Below are 19942 nucleotides of genomic sequence, written 5' to 3'. Positions count from 1 at the left end.
GCCGCGGGGCGGGGCGTCACCGGTTGCCCCGGGCGTGGCGGGCAATGTGACGCAGGGCCTCGGCGAAGTCGTCCGCGACGCGCCGCACGGTGTCCGTGGCGTGCAGGGCGGGCCGGTGGTGCCAGGTGAAGGACAGCCGGCCGCCCTGCACCGCGCCGACGACCTCCAGCGGGTGGGAGCCGCTGTCACGCGGGTCGTGGTCCCGCCCGAACGACCCGTGCTCGGCGCGTACCAGGCCGTCGCCGGGGCTCTCCGGGCGGGCGTCCCACTGGCCGAGGTAGTTGAAGACGACCTGTCCGTGCGCGGCCCGGCCGAGCCGCTCGCGCACCTCGGGCGGTCCGAAGGTGCGCAGTGCGCCGAAGCCGAGGCCGTTGCCGGGGACGGCGCGCAGCTGGCGGCGCACCGACTTCACCAGGGTCCGCCAGTCCCGGGCGGGGCTGTCGGGTTCGGGCACCCGGAGGGCGACGGGGTGGACGGTGGTGAACCAGCCGACCGTGCGGGAGAGGTCGACGTCGTCGAGGACGTCCTCGCGGCCGTGTCCCTCCAGGTCCAGGCGGACCTCCTCGCGTCCGGTCCAGCGGGCCAGGGCCAGGGCGAGGGCGGCGAGCAGCACGTCGTTGACGCGGGTGCGGTAGGCGGTCGGCGCGGCCCGCAGCAGGGCCTCGGTGTCCGCCTCGTCCAGTTCCACGGTGAGCGTGCCGGCGCGGCCCGCCTCCGGTCCGGCCGGTGTCCCGGCCGGCAGCGGCTCGGCGTCCACCGCCCGCTCCCAGTAGGGGAGTTCGCCGTCGAGGGCGCCGGCCTCGACGTGCGCGGCGAGACCCCGGGCCCAGTCGCGGAAGGAGGTGGTGCGTTCGCCCGGCGCGACGGACTCGCCCCGGACGGCCTGCCGGTAGGCGGCCTCCAGGTCGTCGCGCAGGATGCGCCAGGACACGGCGTCCACGACGAGGTGGTGCGCGACCAGGAGGAGGAAGGCGGGCCGGTCGGCGTCCCCGGTGAACAGGGCCGCCCGCAGCAGCGGGCCGCGCGCCAGGTCGAAGCCGGTGTGCAGGTCGTCGGCGGCCTTCTCCATCGCCGCGTCGGCCTCGGCGGGGGTCAGCCCGCTCAGGTCGTGGCGGCGCAGGAGCCCGTCGCGGTCGGTGTCGGACGGCGGCGGGTTGAACTGGCGCCAGCCTCCTTCCTCCCGGGTGAAGCGCATGCGCAGGGCGTCGTGGTGGTCGAGCAGGGCGTTCAGGGCCGTCTCCAGGGCGGCGGTGTCCAGGGGGTGCCGAGCTCCAGCAGCAGCGACTGGTTGAAGTGGTGGTGACTGGCGCGCGGGCCGGTCAGGAACCACTCCTGGATGGGGGTGAGCGGCACCTCCCCGCTCACCGGACCCTCCCCGGAGTTCCGGGGCGCGTCGGCGACGACGCCGGCCAGCTCGGCGACCGTCTGGTGGGTGAACAGGTCACGGGTGGCCAGGTGCAGTCCGTCCCGCCGCAGCCGGGAGACGACCTGCATGCTGAGGATGGAGTCGCCGCCGAGGTGGAAGAAGTTGTCGTGCGCGCCGACCTCCGCCACGCCGAGGACGTCGGCCCAGATGCGGGCGATGCGGCGTTCGGTGTCGGTGCGCGGTGCCGTGCGCGGCCCGGCGGCGGTGTGCGCGGGGCCGGGTTCGGGCAGGGCGCCGCGGTCGGTCTTGCCGTTCGGGGTGAGCGGCAGGCGCTCCAGCGGCATGAACGCCGACGGGACCATGTGTGCCGGGAGCAGCCCGGCCAGGTGGTCGCGCAGCTCCGCCACCGGAAGCTCCTGAGCGGTGCCCTCGGCGGGCACCACGTAGGCCACGAGCCGTTCGCCGGAGCGGCCGTCCGGGCCGGGCCCGCCGCCGCGCACGGTGACCACCGCGTCGCGCACCCGCGGGCTGCGGCGCAGCGCGCCCTCGATCTCCCCGGGCTCGATGCGGAAGCCGCGCAGCTTCACCTGGTCGTCGGCGCGTCCGGCGAAGCGCAGTTCGCCGTGGGAGTCCCAGCGGGCCAGGTCGCCGGTGCGGTACATCCGCTCCCCCGGCGCGCCGAACGGGTCGGCGACGAAGCGGGAGGCGGTCAGGCCGGGCCGGTTCAGGTAGCCGCGGGCCAGTCCGGGTCCGGCCACGTACAGGTCGCCGGTGACGCCGGGCGGGACGGGGCGCAGGGCGGCGTCGAGGACGTGGACGCGGGTGGCGCCGGCCGGGCGGCCGATCGGCGGGGCGCCCGTACCCGGGGCGAGGGGGCCGGTCCAGGTGGCGACCACGGTGGCCTCGGTCGGACCGTAGGAGTTGATCATGCGTCGGCCCGGCGCCCACCGTTCGACGAGGTGGGCCGGGCACGCCTCGGCGCCGACGATGAGGGTGCGCAGGTGCGGCAGGGCGCCGGCGGCCCGGGGGTCGACCGTGGCCAGGGCGGCGGGCGGGATCAGCGTGTGGCTGATCCGCCGCTCCGCGAGGACCTGGGCGAGCCGTTCGCCGACGAGCGGGCCCTCCTCCCCGGTGACGAGGGTGGCCCCGCAGAGCAGGGACGTGCACAGCTCCAGCACGGAGGCGTCGAAGCTGGGCGAGGCGAACTGCAGGACCCGGTCGCCGGGGCCCGCGTCGTAACGGTCGGCGGCGGCCGCGGCGAAGGCCGCCAGGCCGCTGTGCGTCACCGTGACCCCCTTGGGCGTGCCGGTGGAACCGGACGTGTAGATCACGTACGCCGGGTGGGCGGTGGTCAGCGGGGCCGTGCGGTCGGCGTCCGTGGGCGCGGTGTCCGGCCCGTCCGCGTCCCGTACGGCGGCGGGGTCGTCCAGGACCAGCCAGGCGCCCGCGTCGCGCAGCATGAACTCCCGCCGCTGCTCCGGGTAGTCCGGGTCGACGGGCAGGAAGGCGCCGCCGGCCTTGGCCACGGCGAGCTGGGCCACCGCCGTCTCCGCGCCGCGGGGCAGGGCCAGTGCCACGATCCGCTCGGGCCCCACGCCCCGGGCGATGAGCCGGTGCGCCAGCCGGTTGGCGGCGCGCTCGACCTCGGCGTACGTCAGCTCGCGGCCGTCGGCGTCGGCCAGGGCCACGGCGTCGGGCGTGCGGGCGGCCTGCCGTTCGAACAGCTCCGGCAGTGTCGCCGCCGGTACCGGGCGGGCGGTGCCGCGTCCCTGGTCGAGGACGGCCTTGAGCGTCTCGTCGGTGGCCAGGGGCAGGGCGCCCAGGGGCCGGTCGGGGTCGTCGGCGACGGCGGTCAGGAGCGTGCCGAGCTGGTCGGCCATCCGTTCGGCGGTGGCCGCGTCGAACAGGCCGGTGTTGTAGGTGAGCAGGCCGTGCAGTTCTCCGGCGCCGGTCTCGGCGAACTCCAGGGTGAGGTCGAACGCCGCGTGCCGCAGGTCCGTGTCGACGTCGGTGACCTCGACTCCGGGCAGGTCGAGGACGGCGGCCGGGGCGTTCTGCAGCACCACCATGACCTGGAACAGGGGGGTGCGGCTGGTGTCGCGGACCGGCTGCACCTCGTCCACCACCCGCTCGAACGGCGCCTCCTGGTGGGCGAGGGCGTCCAGGACGGTCCCGCGCACCTCGGTGAGGAACTCGGGGAAGGGGCGGTCGGGTTCGACGCGGGAGCGCAGGACGAGGGTGTTGACGAAGAACCCGACCAGGTTCTGGGTCTCGGCGCGGTCGCGGCCGGAGGTGACCGTGCCGACGGCGACGTCCCGGCCGCCGGTCAGGCGGGCCAGGTAGGCCTGCGCCGCGGCGACCAGCGTGGTGAACAGGGTGGTCCGCCTCTCCCGGCTCACCCGGACGAGGCGGCGGGTGGTTTCGCGCGGCAGGACGAGGCGCACGGTGGCGCCGTCGTGGGTGCGCACCGCCGGACGCGGCCGGTCGGTGGGCAGGTCCAGCGTCTCCAGACCGGTCAGGTGCTCCTTCCAGTAGGCGAGGTGGTCGTCCGTGCCGCGGCCGCGCTGCCAGTGGGCGTAGTCGGGGTACTGCACCGGCAGTGGCGGCAACGTGCCCGTGTCCGCGCCCAGTTCGGCGCGGTAGAAGTGGGCGAGGTCGCCGGTGAGCACTCCGGTGGACCAGCCGTCGGTGACGATGTGGTGCAGGGTCAGTGTCAGGACGTGCTCGTCGCCGGTGAGGCGGATCAGCCCCGCGTGCAGCAGCGGGCCGCGGCGCAGGTCGAACGTGCGGGCGCGCTCGGCCTCCAGCAGCTCCTCCAGCCGGGCCGTCCGGTCGGCCTCCGCCATGGCCGACAGGTCGTGCAGCGGCAGCGGCACGTCCGGCGCCGGGTGGACGATCTGCACGCCGTGGCCGTCCACCGCGTCGAAGGTGGTGCGCAGCGCCTCGTGCCGCTCGACCAGGGCGCGCAGGGCCGCGGTGAGGGCGGGCACGTCGAGCCGGCCGCGCAGGCGCAGGGCCAGCGCGGTGACGTACTCGCCGCTGTCCGGCGCGAACTCCTCCAGGAACCAGAGGCGTTGCTGGGCGTACGACATCGGGGCGGGGGTGTCGCGGGGGACCGGGACGATCGCGGCGGGCGCGGCACCGCCGGACGGCTCCGCGGTGAGCAGGGCGGCGAGGGCGGCGGGGGTGGGGTGGGTGAACACCTCGCGCGGCGACAGGTCGGTGCCGAACTCCTCGGACAGGCGGGCGGCCAGCCGGATGCTGAGGATGGAGTCGCCGCCGAGCCGGAAGAAGTCGTCCTCCACGCCGGGCCGCTCCACGGACAGGACCTCCGCGAAGACGCCGGCGGTGCGCCGCTCGGCTTCGGTGCGCGGCGCGGTCGGCGCGTCCCGCCGGCCGGAGCCCGCGGGCTCCGGCGCCGGGAGGGCGGCCCGGTCGACCTTGCCGTTGCCGCTGAGCGGCAGCGCGGGCAGGGCGACGAACGCCGAGGGGACGAGGTAGTCGGGCAGCGAGCGCCGGGCGAACTCCGTGAGGGCGGTGAGGTCCCCCGGGCCGACCACGTAGGCCACCAGGCGCCGGCTGCCGGGCCGGTCCTCGCGGGCCAGCACCGCCACGTCCACGACGTCGGGATGCGCCGCGAGGACCGCCTCCACCTCGCCGGGTTCGACGCGGAAGCCGCGGATCTTCACCTGGTCGTCGGCGCGGCCCAGGAACTCGACCGTGCCGTCGGGGCGGCGGCGGGCCAGGTCACCGGTGCGGTACATGCGCGTGCCGGGCGGGCCGGCGGGGTCGGCGAGGAAGCGGGCGGCGGTGTCGCCGGGACGGCCCAGGTAGCCGCGTGCCACGCCCTCGCCGGAGAGGTACAGCTCGCCGGCCGAGCCCGGCGGCACGGGCCGCAGGCGGCCGTCGAGGACGTGGACCCGCAGGTCGTCGAGCGGGTGGCCGATGGGCACGGTGTCCGGGACGGCCGTCGCGTCGGTGAGCGCGAAGGACGTCGCGAACGTCGTCGTCTCGGTGGGGCCGTAGCCGTCCACGACGGTCAGGCCGGGGCAGGCGGACAGCACGCGGCGCACGGCCACGGCGGGCACCACGTCGCCGCCGGTCCACACCTGGCGCAGGCCGGCGAAGCAGTCCGGGGCGTCCTGCGCCAGCAGCCGGAAGAGGCCGGCGGTCAGCCACAGCACGCTCAGGCCGTCGTCGCGGACCAGGCGCCGCAGCAGTGCCGCGTCCACCGGCCGGGGCGGCGCCACGACCACGCAGCCGCCGTTCAGCAGGGGCGCCCACACCTCGAAGGTGGCGGCGTCGAAGGCCACCGGGGAGTGCAGCAGCACCCGGTCGCACACCCCCGCGGTGAAGCGGCCGTCGGTGGCGAGGGAGGCCACGTCGCGGTGGCGCACCGCGACCGCCTTGGGTTCGCCGGTCGACCCGGAGGTGAACATCACGTACGCCAGCCGGTCGGCGTCCGCGGACGCGGCGGCGGGTGCGCCCGGCACGAGGGTGCGGGCGGCGGCGACGTCCGCGGCGGTCAGTTCGGCCGTCGCGCCCGCCCGCTCGACCAGTGCCCGGCGCCGCTCCCCGGGGGCACGGACGTCCACCGGCACGTAGGCGCCGCCCGCCTTGAGGACGGCGAGCTGGGCGACGACCAGTTCGGCGCAGCGGTCCATGGACAGCGCCACCCGGTCCTCCGCCCGCAGGCCGCCGGCGAGCAGCCGGGAGGCCACGGCGTCGGACCAGTCGTCGAGGCCGCGGTAGGTCAGCTCCGTGCCGCCGTCGCGCAGGGCGGGCGCGTCGGGGGTGCGGCGGGCCTGCTCGGCGAACAGCTCGACGGGACTGCGCGGCACCACCCGCCGGGCGGGGGTGTTCCACCGCTCCAGCAGGGCGCGGTCGTCCTCGGTCAGCGGCTCGAGGCCGGTCACGTCCGCGTCCGTCCCGATGCCGTCGGCGAGGGCGGTCAGGAGGGCCGCGAGCCGGGCGGCGAGGCGTTCGGCCGTGTCCGCGTCGAACAGGCCGGCGTCGTAGGCGAGGTCGAGGCCGAGCCGGTCGCCGAGGTGGGCGCGCAGGCACAGCGGGAAGGTCGGCGCGTCGTCGGCCCGCACCTCCTCGACGCGCACGCCCGTGCGGGCCGTGGCGGACTCGTCGACGGGGTAGTTCTCGAACACCACCATGCTGTCGAACAGCGCCTCGCCCGCCGGTGTCCCGCTCAGCGCCTGGATGCGGGGCAGGGCGAGGAAGTCGAAGCGCCGGGCGTCGCTCTGCCGCTCCTGCACGTCCCGCAGCCAGGACGCCGCTCCCCCGCCCGTGACGCGGATCCGGGTGGGCACGGTGTTGATGAACATGCCGATCATCGACTCCACGCCCGGCAGTTCGGCCGGGCGCCCGGAGACGGTCGTGCCGAACACGACGTCGTCGCGTCCGCCGTGGCGGGCCAGCAGCAGCGCCCAGGCCCCCTCGACCACGGTGTTCACCGTCAGCCCGGCTCGTGCCGCGGTCTCCCGCAGCCGCGCCGAGACGTGCTCGTCCAGCTGCCGGCGCGCCGTGGCGGCGGCGCGGGCGCGGTGCGCCTCGGCCGGCGTGCGGTCGTACGGCAGCGGGGTGCGGGCCGGGAAGCCGGCGAGGGCGTCGGCCCAGTACGCCTCGGCCGCCCGCTCGTCCTGCTCGTCCAGCCAGCGCAGGAAGTCGGAGAACGGGCGCCTCACCGGTGCGGGGGCCTCGTGTCCGCCGGTGAGCGCGGCGTAGCGCTCGCACACCTCGGTGAGCAGCTGCCCGGTGCTCCAGCCGTCCAGGATCAGGTGGTGGGAGGACCACAGCAGCAGGACCTCGTCGCCGGGCAGCGCGGCCAGGGTGAGGCGGGTGAGGGGGGCGGTGGTGAGGTCCATGCCCGCCGCGCGGTCGGCGGCCAGCAGCCCCCCGGTCTCCCGCTCGCGTTCCTCGGGCGTCAGGTGCCGCCAGTCCAGGTGGGTGACGGGCAGTTCGGCCCGGTGGTGGACGACCTGGACCGGGTGGGGCAGGCCCTGCCAGTGGACGCTGGTGCGCAGGGCCTCGGTGCGGTCGGCGACCTGCTGCCAGGCCGCGGCGAAGGCCCGCGGGTCGCTCACCCCGGACAGCCGTACGGCCGTCCGGTCGAAGTAGGCGCCCGCCGTGTCCACCAGGCCGTGGAAGAGCATCCCGGCCTGAAGGGGGGTCAGCGGCAGGACGTCCGCCACGTGCCGGCCGTCGCCCACGAGGCGGTCCAGCTCGCTCTGGCCGAGCCCGGCGAGGGGAAGTCCGACGGGGTGCGGCCGCCCGCGTCCGGGCGGGCGCAGTGGGCCGCGATCTCGCGCAGCGCCCCGCACGTCTCCTCGGCGAGGGCGCGGACGGTGGACTCGTCGTAGACGGCCGGCGGGTAGGTCCAGCCGAGTTCGAGGCGGCCGCCCTGGACCACGCCGGTGACGTCCAGCAGGTAGGGGCGGGGGGCGTCGGGGTCGGTGTCGGAGCCGGCCGGGGGCAGGGCGGTGCCGTAGAGGCCGCCTCGGCCTCCGCCGGTGTCCCACTGGCCGTGGTAGTTGAAGCCGACCTGCGGCGCGGGGGCGCCGGCCAGCGGGCTGCCGGGCAGCAGGTGGCGCAGCGCGCCGTGGCTCAGCCCGTGCAGGGGCACCGCGCGCAGCTGCTCCTTGACCGAGCGCAGGGTGTCGTGCCAGCCGGCGCCGGGGTCGACGCCCAGCGCGAGGGGGAACTCGGCGGTGAACCAGCCGACCGTCCGGGAGAGATCCACGTCGTCGAAGAGGTCCTCGCGGCCGTGGCCCTCCACGCCGACCAGCACGGTGTCGCGGCCGCACCAGCGGGCCAGGGTGCGGCCGAGGGCGCTGAGCAGCACGTCGTTGACCTGGGTGCGGTAGACCTCCGGGACCCGGCGCAGCAGGGCCTCGGTCGTCTCCGGCTCCAGCTCCACGGTGACCGTGGCGGCGGTGCCGTGGGTGTTGGGGCCGGGCCGGCCCGCGGGCAGGCCGGCGGGGGCCGCCGCGGTGCGCTCCCAGTGGGCGAGGTCGCCGTCCAGGGCGCCGGAGCGGGTGTGTGCCTGGAGCCGGGCCGCCCAGTGCCCGTACGCGGTGGTGGCCGGGGGCAGGTCGACGGGGCGTCCGGCCGCGGCGCAGCGGTGGGCGGTCTCCAGGTCGGCCAGCAGGATCCGCCAGGAGACGCCGTCGACGACCAGGTGGTGAACGGTGAACAGGAGCTGTGCGGGCAGGTCCGGGCCGCGGTCGAGGAGCAGGACGCGCGCCACCCGGCCCTCGGCCGGGTCGAGGGACGCCCTCGCCTCGTCCGCCGCGCGCGCCACCTCGGCCTCCAGTGCGGGGCCGTCCGGACCGGTCAGGTCGTGGTGGGTGAGGACGCCGTCGGGGACGTCCGGCAGGACCTCCTGGCACCAGCCGTCGTCGGTGCGGCGGAAGCGGGTGCGCAGGGCCGGGTGGTGGCGGACCAGGGCGTCCACGGCGGACCGCAGGGCGGACAGGTCGGTTCCGGGGGCCAGTTCGATCCGCTGCGACATGGTGAAGCGCAGCGGGTCGCCGGGGCGGCGGCCGTCGAGGTACCAGCGCTGGATCGGGGTGAGCGGCGCCTCGGCGGGCGCGGGCGCGTCCGCCGCGGCCGCGGGGGCCGCCTCGGTGACGTGCAGGGCGAGTTCGGCGACGGTCTGGTGGCGGAAGACGTCCTTGGTGGTCAGCGCCAGTCCGGCCCGGCGGGCCCGGGAGACGATCTGGATGCTGAGGATGGAGTCGCCGCCGAGCGCGAAGAAGTTGTCCCGCGCGCCCACCCGTTCGGCCCGCAGGACGTCCGCCCAGATCGCGGCCAGTGTCTCCTCGGTGCCGGGGCGCGGCGCCACGTACGCCGTGGCGGGGTCCGGTTGCGCGGGCGGGGCGGGCAGGGCGCGCCGGTCGGTCTTGCCGCTGCTGGTGCGGGGGATCCGCGCCAGCGGGACGAACGCCGCCGGCACCATGTGGTCCGGCAGGGTGCGCCGGAGCGCGAGGCGCAGCGCGTCGGCGGCCGGGGCGGAGTCCCCGGCGGGCACCAGGTACGCCACGAGCATGAGCCGGCCCGCGTGTTCGCGGGCCGTCACGACGGCCTCGGCCACGTCCGGGTGGGCGAGCAGCGCGGCCTCGACCTCGCCGGGCTCGACGCGGAAGCCGCGGATCTTGATCTGCTCGTCGGCGCGGCCCAGGAACTCCAGCAGCCCCCGCTCGTTCCAGCGGGCGCGGTCGCCGGTGCGGTACATCCGCTCCCCCGGCGCGCCGAACGGGTCGGCGACGAAGCGCGACGCGGTCAGGCCGGGCCGGTTCAGGTAGCCGCGGGCCACCTGGGCGCCGGCGAGGTACAGCTCGCCGGGCACGCCGGGCGGCACCGGGCGCAGGGCGCCGTCGAGGACGTGGGCGCGCAGGTTGCGGCCGGGACGCCCGACGACCGGCCGGTCCGGATGGTCGGTGACGGGCCCGTAGGTGGCGTCGACGGTGCACTCGGTGGGCCCGTACACGTTGTACGCGGTGACGCCGAGCCCGTCGGCCGCGCACAGCTCCCGCCAGGTGTCGGAGCCCGTCGCCTCGCCGCCGACCAGCAGGACGCGCGGGTGGTGGCGGCCGGGGGCGAGGAGTCCGGCGGCGGTGAGTTCGCGCAGGAAGGACGGGGTGACGTTCACCAGGTCCAGGCCGCGTTCGGCGACCTGGGCGCAGAACGCCTCCGGGTCCAGGCGCACGTCCTCGTCGACGAGGTGGACCTCCTGCCCGAGGGCGAGCAGCAGCGGCCCCTCCCAGGAGGTGTCGAAGGAGAACGAGGCGCTGAGCGCGGCGCGCAGCCGCCGCCCGTGGGCGGTGTGCGGCGCGACGATCCCTTCGCGGTGGTCGTGGCAGAGGTTGACCAGCTGGCGGTGTTCGACGACGACGCCCTTGGGCAGGCCGGTGGAGCCGGAGGTGTAGACGATGTAGGCGGCGTGGTCCGGGCGCAGCGGGGCCGGGCGGTCGCGGTCGGTGGGGTCGTGGGCGGGCAGCCGGTCCCACTCCACCGCGCGCAGTGCGCCCTCGGCCAGCACGGTGTGCGGTGCCGCGTCCGCGAGGAGGCGGGCGACGCGCTCCTCGGGCAGGCCGGGGTCGAGGAAGAGGAAGGTGCCGCCCGCCTTGGCGACGGCGAGCAGCGACACCATCAGGCCGGAGGTGCGCGGCAGCCGTACGGCGACCGTCCGCTCGGGGCCGGCGCCGTGGGCGATCAGGTGGTGGGCGAGCCGGTTGGCGCGCTCGTTGAGGGCGGCGAAGTCCAGCGTGGCGTCCCGGGCCACCAGGGCGGTGGCGCGCGGGGTGCGGGCGGCCTGCGCCTCGAACAGGGCGGGGAAGGTGGTCGCCGGGACCGCGAGCCGCGGCCCCTGCCAGTCGTGGAGCACCCGGCGCCGCTCGTCGGCGGTCATCAGCTCCAGCGCCCGCACGTCCCGGCCCGGGTCCTGCGCGGCGGCCTCCAGCAGCAGCCGCAGGCGGGCGGCCAGGGTCCGGACGGTGTCCTCGTCGAACAGGGCGGTGTCGTACTCCAGGTGGCCGGTGACGCCGCCGTCGCCCTCCACGAAGTCGAAGGCCAGGTCGAACGTGGCGTGCCGGACCGGCGGGGTGACCGGCTCGGCCTCCAGGCCCGGGAGCGCCGGGGCCTCGGCGCCCAGGTTGTGCAGGGCGACCATGACCTGGAACAGGGGGGTGCGGCTGGTGTCCCGCTCGGGCTGGAGGGCGTCCACCAGCCGCTCGAAGGGCACGTCCTGGTGGGCGAACGCGTCCAGGACGGTGGAGCGCACCTGCTCCAGCAGCGCGCGGAACGACGTGCCGGGGCGCACCCGGTTGCGCAGCACCAGCGTGTTCACGAACATGCCGACCACGTCGTGCAGTTCGGGGCGCTCGCGGCCCGCGGTGACGGTGCCGACGGCGAAGTCGTCCTGGTCGGCCCAGCGGGACAGCAGGGCCGTGCAGGCGGTCAGCAGCGTCATGTACAGGGTGGCGTCGGCCTCCCGGCCCAGCTCGCGCAGCCGGTCGGTCAGCCCGGCGGGCAGGGCGAAGGTCACCAGCGCGCCGTCCCGGCCCCGTACGGCGGGACGCGGCCGGTCGGTCGGCGGCTCCAGCGGGGGCACTCCGTCCAGCACCTCGCGCCAGTGGGCGAGGTCCCGCTCGACGTGGTCGGTGCGGGCGCGCTGCCAGGCGGCGTGGTCGGCGTACCGGACGGGCAGCTCCGGCAGCCGGGGGCCGCGGCCCTCGTGTGCCGCGGCGTACAGCTCGCCCAGGTCCCGGCCGAGGACGCCGAGCGACCAGCCGTCGGTGACGATGTGGTGGACGGCGAGGACGAGAACGTGCTCGTCGGCGGCCAGGCCGGCCAGCCGGGCGCGCAGCAGCGGCCCGGTGCTCAGGTCGAAGGGCGTGGCGGCCTCGCGCTCCAGCAGCGCGTCCAGTGCCGCCCGCGCGTCCGGGGCGGTGGTGAGGTCGTCCACGGGCAGGTCGACCCGGTGCGGCGGGTGCACCAGCTGCCGGGCCCGTCCGTCCTGTTCGGCGAAGGTGGTGCGCAGCGCCTCGTGCCGGGCGACCAGGCCGTCCAGCGCGGTGCGCAGGGCGTCCTCGTCGAGCGGGCCGCGCAGGCGGAGCGCGGACAGCGTCGTGTACTCGGTGCTGCCGGGCTCGAACCGGTCGAGGAACCACAGGCGCTGCTGGGCGTACGACAGCGGCGCCGGGGTCCCCGCGGCGGTCGCCGGTATCGCGTCGTCCCGCGGGGCGGACGGGTCGCCGGCCGGTTCACCGAGCTCGGCGGCCAGGGCGGCCACCGTGGGGCGGGTGAACAGCAGCCTCGGGGAGACGTCGGGGCCGAACGCGGCGCGCAGCCGGGCGGTGACGCGGACGGCGAGGATGGAGTCGCCGCCGAGCGCGAAGAAGTCGTCGCCGGCGTGCACCTCCCCGACCCCCAGCACGTCCGCCCAGGCGGCGGCGACCAGCCGTTCGGCGGGGGTGCGCGGCGGTGTCCGGTCGGTGCCGGCGGCGTGGCCGTCCGGTCCCGGCGCGGGCAGCGCGCGCCGGTCGAGCTTGCCGTTGACGGTGAGCGGCAGCGCGTCCATCGGCACGTAGGCGGCGGGCACCATGTGGGCGGGCAGCAGGCGCTCCAGGTGGGCGCGCAGTTCGGCCGCCGCGGGGGCGGCGCCGCCGGAGCCGACGACGTGCGCCGCGAGCCGGCGGGTCCCGGAGGCGTCCTCGAACACGCCGACCGCGGCCTCGGCGACGCCGGGGTGGGCGTGCAGGGCCGCCTCGATCTCGCCGGGCTCGATGCGGTAGCCGCGGATCTTCACCTGGGCGTCCGCGCGGCCCAGGTACTCCAGCGTGCCGTCGGCCCGCCACCTCGCCCGGTCGCCCGTGCGGTACATGCGGCCGCCGGCCGGTCCGAACGGGTCGGCGAGGAAGCGGGTGGCGGTGAGGCCGGGACGGCCGAGGTAGCCGCGGGCCAGGCCCTCGCCCGCCACGTACATCTCGCCGGTGGCGCCGGGCGGCACGGGCGCCAGGTCCGCGTCGAGCACGTACACCCGCAGGTCCGGGATGGCCGCGCCGATGGGACTGGCGGGGCCGTCGGCGCCGGCGGCGGGGTCGAGCGGGGCGTGGGTGACGTGCACGGTGGTCTCGGTGATGCCGTACATGTTGACCAGCCGCGGCGCGGAGGCCGGGTGGCGCGTCCACCAGCCGGCGAGCCGGCCGGTGTCCAGGGCCTCGCCGCCGAAGACCACCGTGCGCAGCGCGAGGCGCGCGCCGGTCTCCGGGTGCTCGGCGTCCGCGCGGATCAGCGGGTAGAACGCGGACGGCGTCTGGTTGAGGACGGTGACCTGCTCGTCCGCCAGCAGGCGCAGGAAGTCCTCCGGGGAGCGGGCGGTCTCGTCGGGCACGACGACGAGCCGGCCGCCGTGCAGCAGCGGGCCCCACAGCTCCCACACGGAGAAGTCGAACGCGTAGGAGTGGAACATCGTCCACACGTCGTCCGCGCCGAAGCGGAACCAGTGGCTGGTGCGGGTGAACAGCCGCACCACGTTGGCGTGCGGGATCACCACGCCCTTGGGGCGGCCGGTGGAGCCGGAGGTGTAGATGGCGTAGGCGGGGCTCTCCGGCAGCGGCCGGCGGGCCGGGGCGGGGCCGGTGTCCGGGCGGCGGGCGAGGTCGGCCTGGACGCCCGGGTCGTCGAGGAGGAGGACGGGCACGCCGGTGCCGTCGGCGCGGGCCGCCGTGCCGGTCGTGGTCACCAGTGTCACCGGGGCGGCGTCGGCGAGCAGCCGGCCGACGCGTTCGGCGGGCGAGGCCGGGTCGATCGGCAGGTAGGCCGCGCCGGTCTTCAGCACGGCGAGGACCGCGACGACCTGGTCGCAGGAGCGGGGCAGCGCGAGGGCGACGAACCGCTCGGGCGCGGCGCCGAGTTCGGCGAGCCGGTGGGCGAGCCGGCCGGCCCGGGCGTCGAGCGTCGCGTAGTCCAGGCGCTCGGTCCCGCAGGTGACGGCGACCGCGCCGGGCGTGCGGGCGGCCTGCGCCTCGAACAGGTCCACCAGGGTCTCGTCGGGGCGGCCCCGTTCGGTGCCGTCCCAGCCGGTGAGCGTCCGCCGTTCCTCCTCCGTCGTCCAGGCCAGGGCGCGCAGCGGCCGGTCGGGGCCGTCGGCCATCTCCGTGAGCAGCAGGCACAGCCGGCCGGCGAGCGCGCGGACGGTCGCCGCGTCGAACAGGGCGGGGTCGTAGGCGAGGTCGAAGCCGAGGCGTTCGCCGTGGTACGCGCGCAGGACGAGCGGGTAGTTGGTGGCGTCGCGGGAGGTCACCTCGGCCAGGCGCACCCCGGAGCCGGCCGTGCGGGCCTCGTCGAAGGGGTAGTTCTCGAAGGCGACCATGCTGTGGAAGAGCGGGCTGCCGGACGGCACGTCGCTCAGCTGCGTCAGCTCGGCCAGCGACACGGCCGCGTACCGTCTCGACTCGGCCTGGGCGTCCTGCAGGTCCCGCAGCCACGCCCCCGCCGTGCGCCCGGCGTCGACGCGCACCCGGGTGGGCACGGTGTTGATGAACATGCCCACCATGGACTCGACGCCGGGCAGGTCGTCGGGCCTGCCGGAGACGGTGGTGCCGAACACCACGTCGTCCTCGGCGGCGTACCGGGCCAGCAGCAGCGCCCAGGCGCCCTGCACGACCGTGTTGAGGGTGAGTCCGGCCTCGCGCGCGGTGCGCGCCAGCCGGGCCGACGCCGCGTCGTCCAGGCCGGCCGTGTGCACGTCCGCGGAGCGGGCCAGGTGGGCCTCGCGCAGGGAGCGGTCGGCGGGCAGCGGGGTGGGGGTGGCGAAACCCGCGAGGACGCCCTGCCAGTGGGCGCGGGCGGCGTCCGGGTCCTGCTCGGCGAGCCAGCGCACGTAGTCGCCGAAGGGACGCCGCACCGGCGGCCGGGGTTCGGCGCCCGCGGTGAGGGCCGCGTACTCCTCGAACACCTCGGTCAGCACCTGGGCCAGGCTCCAGCCGTCCAGGATCAGGTGGTGGGAGGTCCACAGCAGGTGCAGCCGCGCGTCGGGCAGCCGGACCAGGGTCAGCCGCATCAGCGGCGCGGCGGCGAGGTCGATGCCGCGGGCCAGGTCGTCGGCCCGCAGCCGGGCGAGGCGCTCGGCACGCCCGGGCTCGTCCAGGTCGCGCCAGTCGAGGTGGGTCACCGGCACCCGCACGTCCCGGCGCACGACCTGGAGGGGCACCGGCACGTCCTCCCAGACCACGCAGGTGCGCAGGGCGGGCGTGCGGTCGGCGACGCGCTGCCAGGCCGCGGCGAGGGCGTGCGGGTCGGCGACGCCGTCCAGCAGGAGCGCCGCCTGGTCGACGTAGACGTCGTCGGGGCCGCCGACCAGCCGGTGGAAGAGCATGCCCTCCTGGAGCGGGGTCAGCGGCAGCACGTCCTCCACGTCCCGCCCGTCGCCGACCAGCCGGTCCAGGCGGTCCTGGTCGAGGCGGGCCAGCGGGAAGTCGGACGGGGTGCGGCCGCCCGCGCCGGGGCGGGCGCAGTGCTCGGCGATCGCGGCGAGCGCGCGGGTCATGCCGTCGGCGAGGGCGCGGACGGTGTCCTCGTCGTGCACCCGGTCGCTGTAGTGCCAGGTGATCTCCAGTTCGCCGCCGGCGACCACGGCGGATATGTCCAGCAGGTGGGCCGGCGGCTCGTCGGCGGCGACGTCGCGGCCGGGTGCCTCGTCCGCCGGGGCGAAGTCCCGCCCGCCGCCGGCCTCCCACTGGCCGTGGTAGTTGAAGCAGACCTGCGGCAGCGGCAGGTCCCGCAGGGCGCGGGCGGCCGGGTCGGGCGAGCCGAGGCGGGCCAGTGCCTCGTAGCTCAGGCCGTGCCGGGGGACGGCCCGCAGGCGCTCCTTCACCGCCTTGAGGGTGGCACCCCAGTCGGGCGCGTCGGACGGCCCGGCGGGCGCCAGGGTGACGGGGTACTGGGCGGTGAACCAGCCCACCGTGCGGGACAGGTCCAGCGTGTCGTCCTCGCGGCCGTGGCCCTCCAGGGCGACGGTCACCCGTTCGGTGCCCGTCCAGTCGGCGAGGACCCTGCTCAGCGCGCTGAGCAGCACGTCGTTGACCTGGGTGCGGTAGACCGCGGGCACCCGGCGCAGCAGGGCGTCGGTGGTGGCGCGGTCCACGCGGGTGCGCAGGGTGCGGACCGAGCCGGCGAGCGGGGTGCCGGGGCGGTCCACGGGCAGCGGGGTGCGGGGCTCGGCGGCCTCGGCCGTCCAGTGCGGCAGGTCGGCGTCGAGGTCGCCGGCGCGCACCCGGCGGGACAGGTGCGCGGCCCAGTCGGCGAACGCCGTGGGGACGGGCTCCAGCCGGACCGTCCCGCCCCGGGCCGCCTGCCGGTAGGCCTGGTCGAGGTCGGCGAGCAGGACGCGCCAGGAGACGCTGTCCACCGCCAGGTGGTGGGCGGTCAGGAAGAGCTGGGGGCGCTCGCCGGGGCGGGACAGCAGGGCGGCCCGCAGCAGGGCCCCGGCCTCCGGGTCCAGGGCGGCGCGGGCGGCCCCGGCGGCCTCCTCGCGGGCGGTGGCCGGGTCGGCGGCGCGGGAGAGGTCGTGGCGGGTGAGCAGCCCGGTGGCCGGGCCCTCGCCGGGGTGCTGGCGCCAGGTGTCCCCGGAGCGGAGGAAACGGGTGCGCAGCGCGGGGTGGTGGGCGACCAGGGCCTCCAGGGCGCGCTCCAGGGCCGGCTCGTCCAGGTCGCGGGGCAGGTCCAGCAGCATCGACATGCTGAAGTGCCGCAGCGGGCCGTGCGCGGCGAAGAACCACTCCTGGACCGGCGTCAGCGGCGCCGGTCCCCCCTCGCGCGGCCGGCGGGGCGCGGGCACCGCGGCGGTGCGCGCGGACGCCGCGGCGGCGAGGTCGGCGACGGTCTGGTGGCGGAAGACGTCCCGCGAGGTCAGGTGCAGGCCCGCCGCGCGGGCGCGGGAGACGGCCTGGATGCTGAGGATGGAGTCGCCGCCCAGCTCGAAGAAGTTGTCGGTCACGCCGACCCGGCGCGCGCCCAGCACCTCGGCCCAGATGCGGGCGAGGGTCTCCTCCCCGGGGGTGCGCGGGGCGACGAACTCCCTTTCGCGCTCGCCGCCGTCGGGGTCGGGGGCGGGCAGGGCGCGCCGGTCGACCTTGCCGCTGACGGTCATCGGCAGGGCGTCGAGCACGGTGAACGAGGACGGCACCATGTGGTCGGGCAGCACGCGCCGGCAGGCCGCCCGCACGTCGCCGGCGGAGAGCCGGGCGCCGTCCGCGGGCACCAGGTAGGCGGCGAGCCGGGTGTGGCCGTGCGGGTCGGTGACGGCGACGACCGCCGAGGCGGCGACGCCGTGCAGGTCGGTCAGGGCCGCCTCGACCTCGCCGGGCTCGATGCGGTGGCCGCGCACCTTGACCTGGTCGTCGGCGCGCCCCAGGTAGTCCAGGCGTCCGTCGGCGGTCCAGCGGGCCAGGTCGCCGGTGCGGTACATGCGGGCGCCGGGCGGGCCGTACGGGTCGGCGAGGAAGCGGGCGGCGGTCAGGCCGGGCCGGCCCGCGTAGCCGCGCGCCAGCTGCACGCCGGCCAGGTACAGCTCGCCGCCGACGCCCGGCGGCACGGGCTGCAGCCGGGCGTCGAGGACGTAGGCGCGCACGTTGGCGAGCGGCCTGCCGACGGTGGGCCGCTCGCCGGCCCCGATACGGCAGGCCAGGGCGTCGACCGTGCACTCGGTGGGGCCGTAGAAGTTGTAGGCGGCCACGTCCCGCCGCTCCGCCAGTTCCCGCCACAGGCCGGGTCCGACGGCCTCGCCGCCGAGCATCAGCACCCGGGGGCGGTGGCGCGGGTCGGTGAGCAGTCCGGCGGGCAGCAGCTGGCGCAGGTAGGTGGGGGTCAGGTCGAGGAAGTCGATGCGGTGCTCGACGACGTACTCGACCAGCGCGGCGGCGTCCAGCCGGGTCGTCTCGTCGACCAGGTGCAGCGGGTGGCCGTCGGCCATCAGCAGCACGCCCTCCAGGGAGGTGTCGAAGGAGAACGACGCCGTCAGCGCCACCCGCAGCGGCCCGCCGCCCGCCTCCGCGACGAAGCCCTCGCGGTGGCCCGCGAGGAGGTTCGCGGCGGACCGGTGGGTCACGGCGACGCCCTTGGGGCGGCCGGTGGAACCGGAGGTGTAGATGACGTAGGCGGTGGTGTCCGGGTCCGGCGGGGCGAGCGGGCGGGCGTCGGCGGCGGGACCGGCGGCGGGCAGGTCCCGCAGCGCGGCCTCGTCCAGGACGAGGGCCGGCCGGGCGTCGTCGAGCAGGAACCGCACGCGGTCCTCGGGCAGCGCGGGGTCCAGGGGCAGGTAGCCGGCGCCCGACTTCCAGACGGCGAGGATCGCCACGATCATGTCGGCGGTGCGCGGCAGTCTCAGGGCGACCAGCCGCTCGGGACCGGCGCCGTGCGCCACGAGGTGCCGGGCCAGCCGGTCGGCGCGGGCGTCGAGCGTGGCGTGGTCCAGGCGCTCCTCCCCGGCGACCAGGGCGGTGGCGTGCGGGGTGCGGGCGGCCTGCCGCGCGAACAGCTCGGGCAGGGTGCCCTCGGGAACGGGCAGGTCGGTCGCGTTCCAGTCCCGGGTGACCTGCTCCAGCTGCCGCGGCGAGAGCAGGGGCAGGGTGCCCAGCGGCCGGTCCGGCTGCGCGGCGGCGGCCTCCAGCAGGCGCAGCAGCTGGTCGGCCATGCGCTCGGCGGTGGCCGCGTCGAACAGGTCGGTGCGGTACTCCAGCAGGCCGGTGAGACCGTCTCCGTCCGGGACGAACTCCACGCTCAGGTCGAAGGTGGCGGCCCGCCGGGGCACGGCGACCGGGGCGGCGGCCAGGCCGTGCGGGTCGGGGGCGGCGGGCGGCGCGGGGTGCAGCAGGACCATCACGTCGAACAGGGGGTTGCGGCCCGCCTCCCGGGCCGCGCCGACGGCCTCCACCAGCCGCTCGAACGGCGTGTCGCCGTGCGCGAAGGCGTCGTTGACGGTGTCCGCGGCGGCGGTCAGCAGATCGCGGAAGGAGCCGCCGGTCTCGACGCGGGTGCGCAGCGCGACGGTGTTGACGAAGAACCCCACGGCCCGTTCCAGGTCGGTGCGCCCGCGTCCGGGGGTGAGCGAGCCGACGGTGACGTCGTCCTGTCCGGACCAGCGGGCCAGCAGGGCCTGGCAGGCGGCGACCAGGGCGGTGAACAGGGTGGTGTGCCGCTCGGCCGCGAGCCGCTTCAGCCGGGCGGTGGTGTCGGCGGGGACGGTGAAGGCGTGCACCGCGCCCGCGCCGGACTCCTCGCCGCGGCGCGGCCGGTCCAGCGGAAGCCCGGGCGCCACCGCGCCCGCCAGCCGCTCCTTCCAGTGCGCCAGTTCGCGCTCCAGCCGAGGGCCGGAGAGCTGTTCGCGCTGCCAGACGGCGAAGTCCGGGTACTGCGTGGCCACCGGCGGCAGAGCGGGCTCCGTCCCTTGCACGAGGGCGTCGTAGGCGGTGCACAGCTCCTGGAGGAGCACGCCCATCGACCAGCCGTCGGTGACGATGTGGTGGGCCGTCAGCAGCAGCACGTGCGCGTCGTCCGACTCGCGCAGCAGCAGGGCGCGCAGCAGCGGCCCGGTGCGCAGGTCGAAGGGGCGCTCGTACTCGGCCAGCAGGGCCGCGTCCAGGGCTCTCCCGTCCCCGGGGGCCGTGAGGTCCCGGACCGGCAGCGGGAGCGGGCCGGCCGGCCGCACGGTCTGCGTGGGGCTGCCGTCGGTCTCGTCGAACACGGTGCGCAGCGCCTCGTGCCGGCGCACCACCAGCTCCAGCGCGGCGGTCAGGGCGGTGCGGTCCAGTGCTCCGGTGAGCCGGAGCGCGACCGCGCTGTTGTAGCGCGGGTCGCCGGGGCGCAGCCGGTCCAGGAACCACAGGCGCTGCTGGGCGAAGGACAGGGGCAGCGGCCGGGTGCGGTCCGCGTGCCCGATGGCCTGCCGGGCGGCGGCGCCGGGGGTGCCGGCGGCCCGTCCGGCGAGCCGGCGGCGGAGCGCTTCCTGGAGGTCCTGCGGCAGGGCCTCGGCACGGTTTCGCTTCGAAGACGTCATGGTTGTCC

Annotated in this window: 3 protein-coding genes; all 3 read right to left on the bottom strand. The window is 77.0% G+C overall.

Features of this window, described 5'->3' with window-relative positions:
- Window positions 1–16: 16 nt before the first annotated feature.
- The 3 genes from GL259_RS39120 to GL259_RS39110 are packed head-to-tail and all read right to left on the bottom strand — an operon-like array spanning window position 17 to window position 19934.
- The gene (locus GL259_RS39120) at window positions 17–1330 is read right to left on the bottom strand and encodes a condensation domain-containing protein (RefSeq protein WP_243762468.1); all 1314 of its coding nucleotides are present in this window, start codon (window positions 1328–1330) and stop codon (window positions 17–19) included.
- Window positions 1228–7587, bottom strand: a complete 6360-nt coding sequence (locus GL259_RS39115; RefSeq protein ID WP_243762467.1) for a non-ribosomal peptide synthetase — start codon at window positions 7585–7587, stop codon at window positions 1228–1230. The genes GL259_RS39120 and GL259_RS39115 overlap by 103 nt, the downstream gene beginning before the upstream one ends.
- Complete coding sequence (locus GL259_RS39110; protein ID WP_243762466.1) at window positions 7548–19934, bottom strand: non-ribosomal peptide synthetase; 12387 nt, start codon at window positions 19932–19934, stop codon at window positions 7548–7550. The genes GL259_RS39115 and GL259_RS39110 overlap by 40 nt, the downstream gene beginning before the upstream one ends.
- Window positions 19935–19942: the final 8 nt, after the last annotated feature.

The organism is Streptomyces sp. Tu 3180, assembly GCF_009852415.1.
GTDB lineage: Bacteria > Actinomycetota > Actinomycetes > Streptomycetales > Streptomycetaceae > Streptomyces.
The sequence above is the reverse complement of the archived record's forward strand: the minus strand, read 5'-3'. Positions and strand labels throughout refer to the sequence as shown.

Coding starts and splice junctions, on each gene's coding strand:
- GL259_RS39110 (WP_243762466.1), bottom strand. CDS start 19,934: ATGACGTCTTCGAAGCGAAACCGTGCCGAGGCCCTGCCGCAGGACCTC.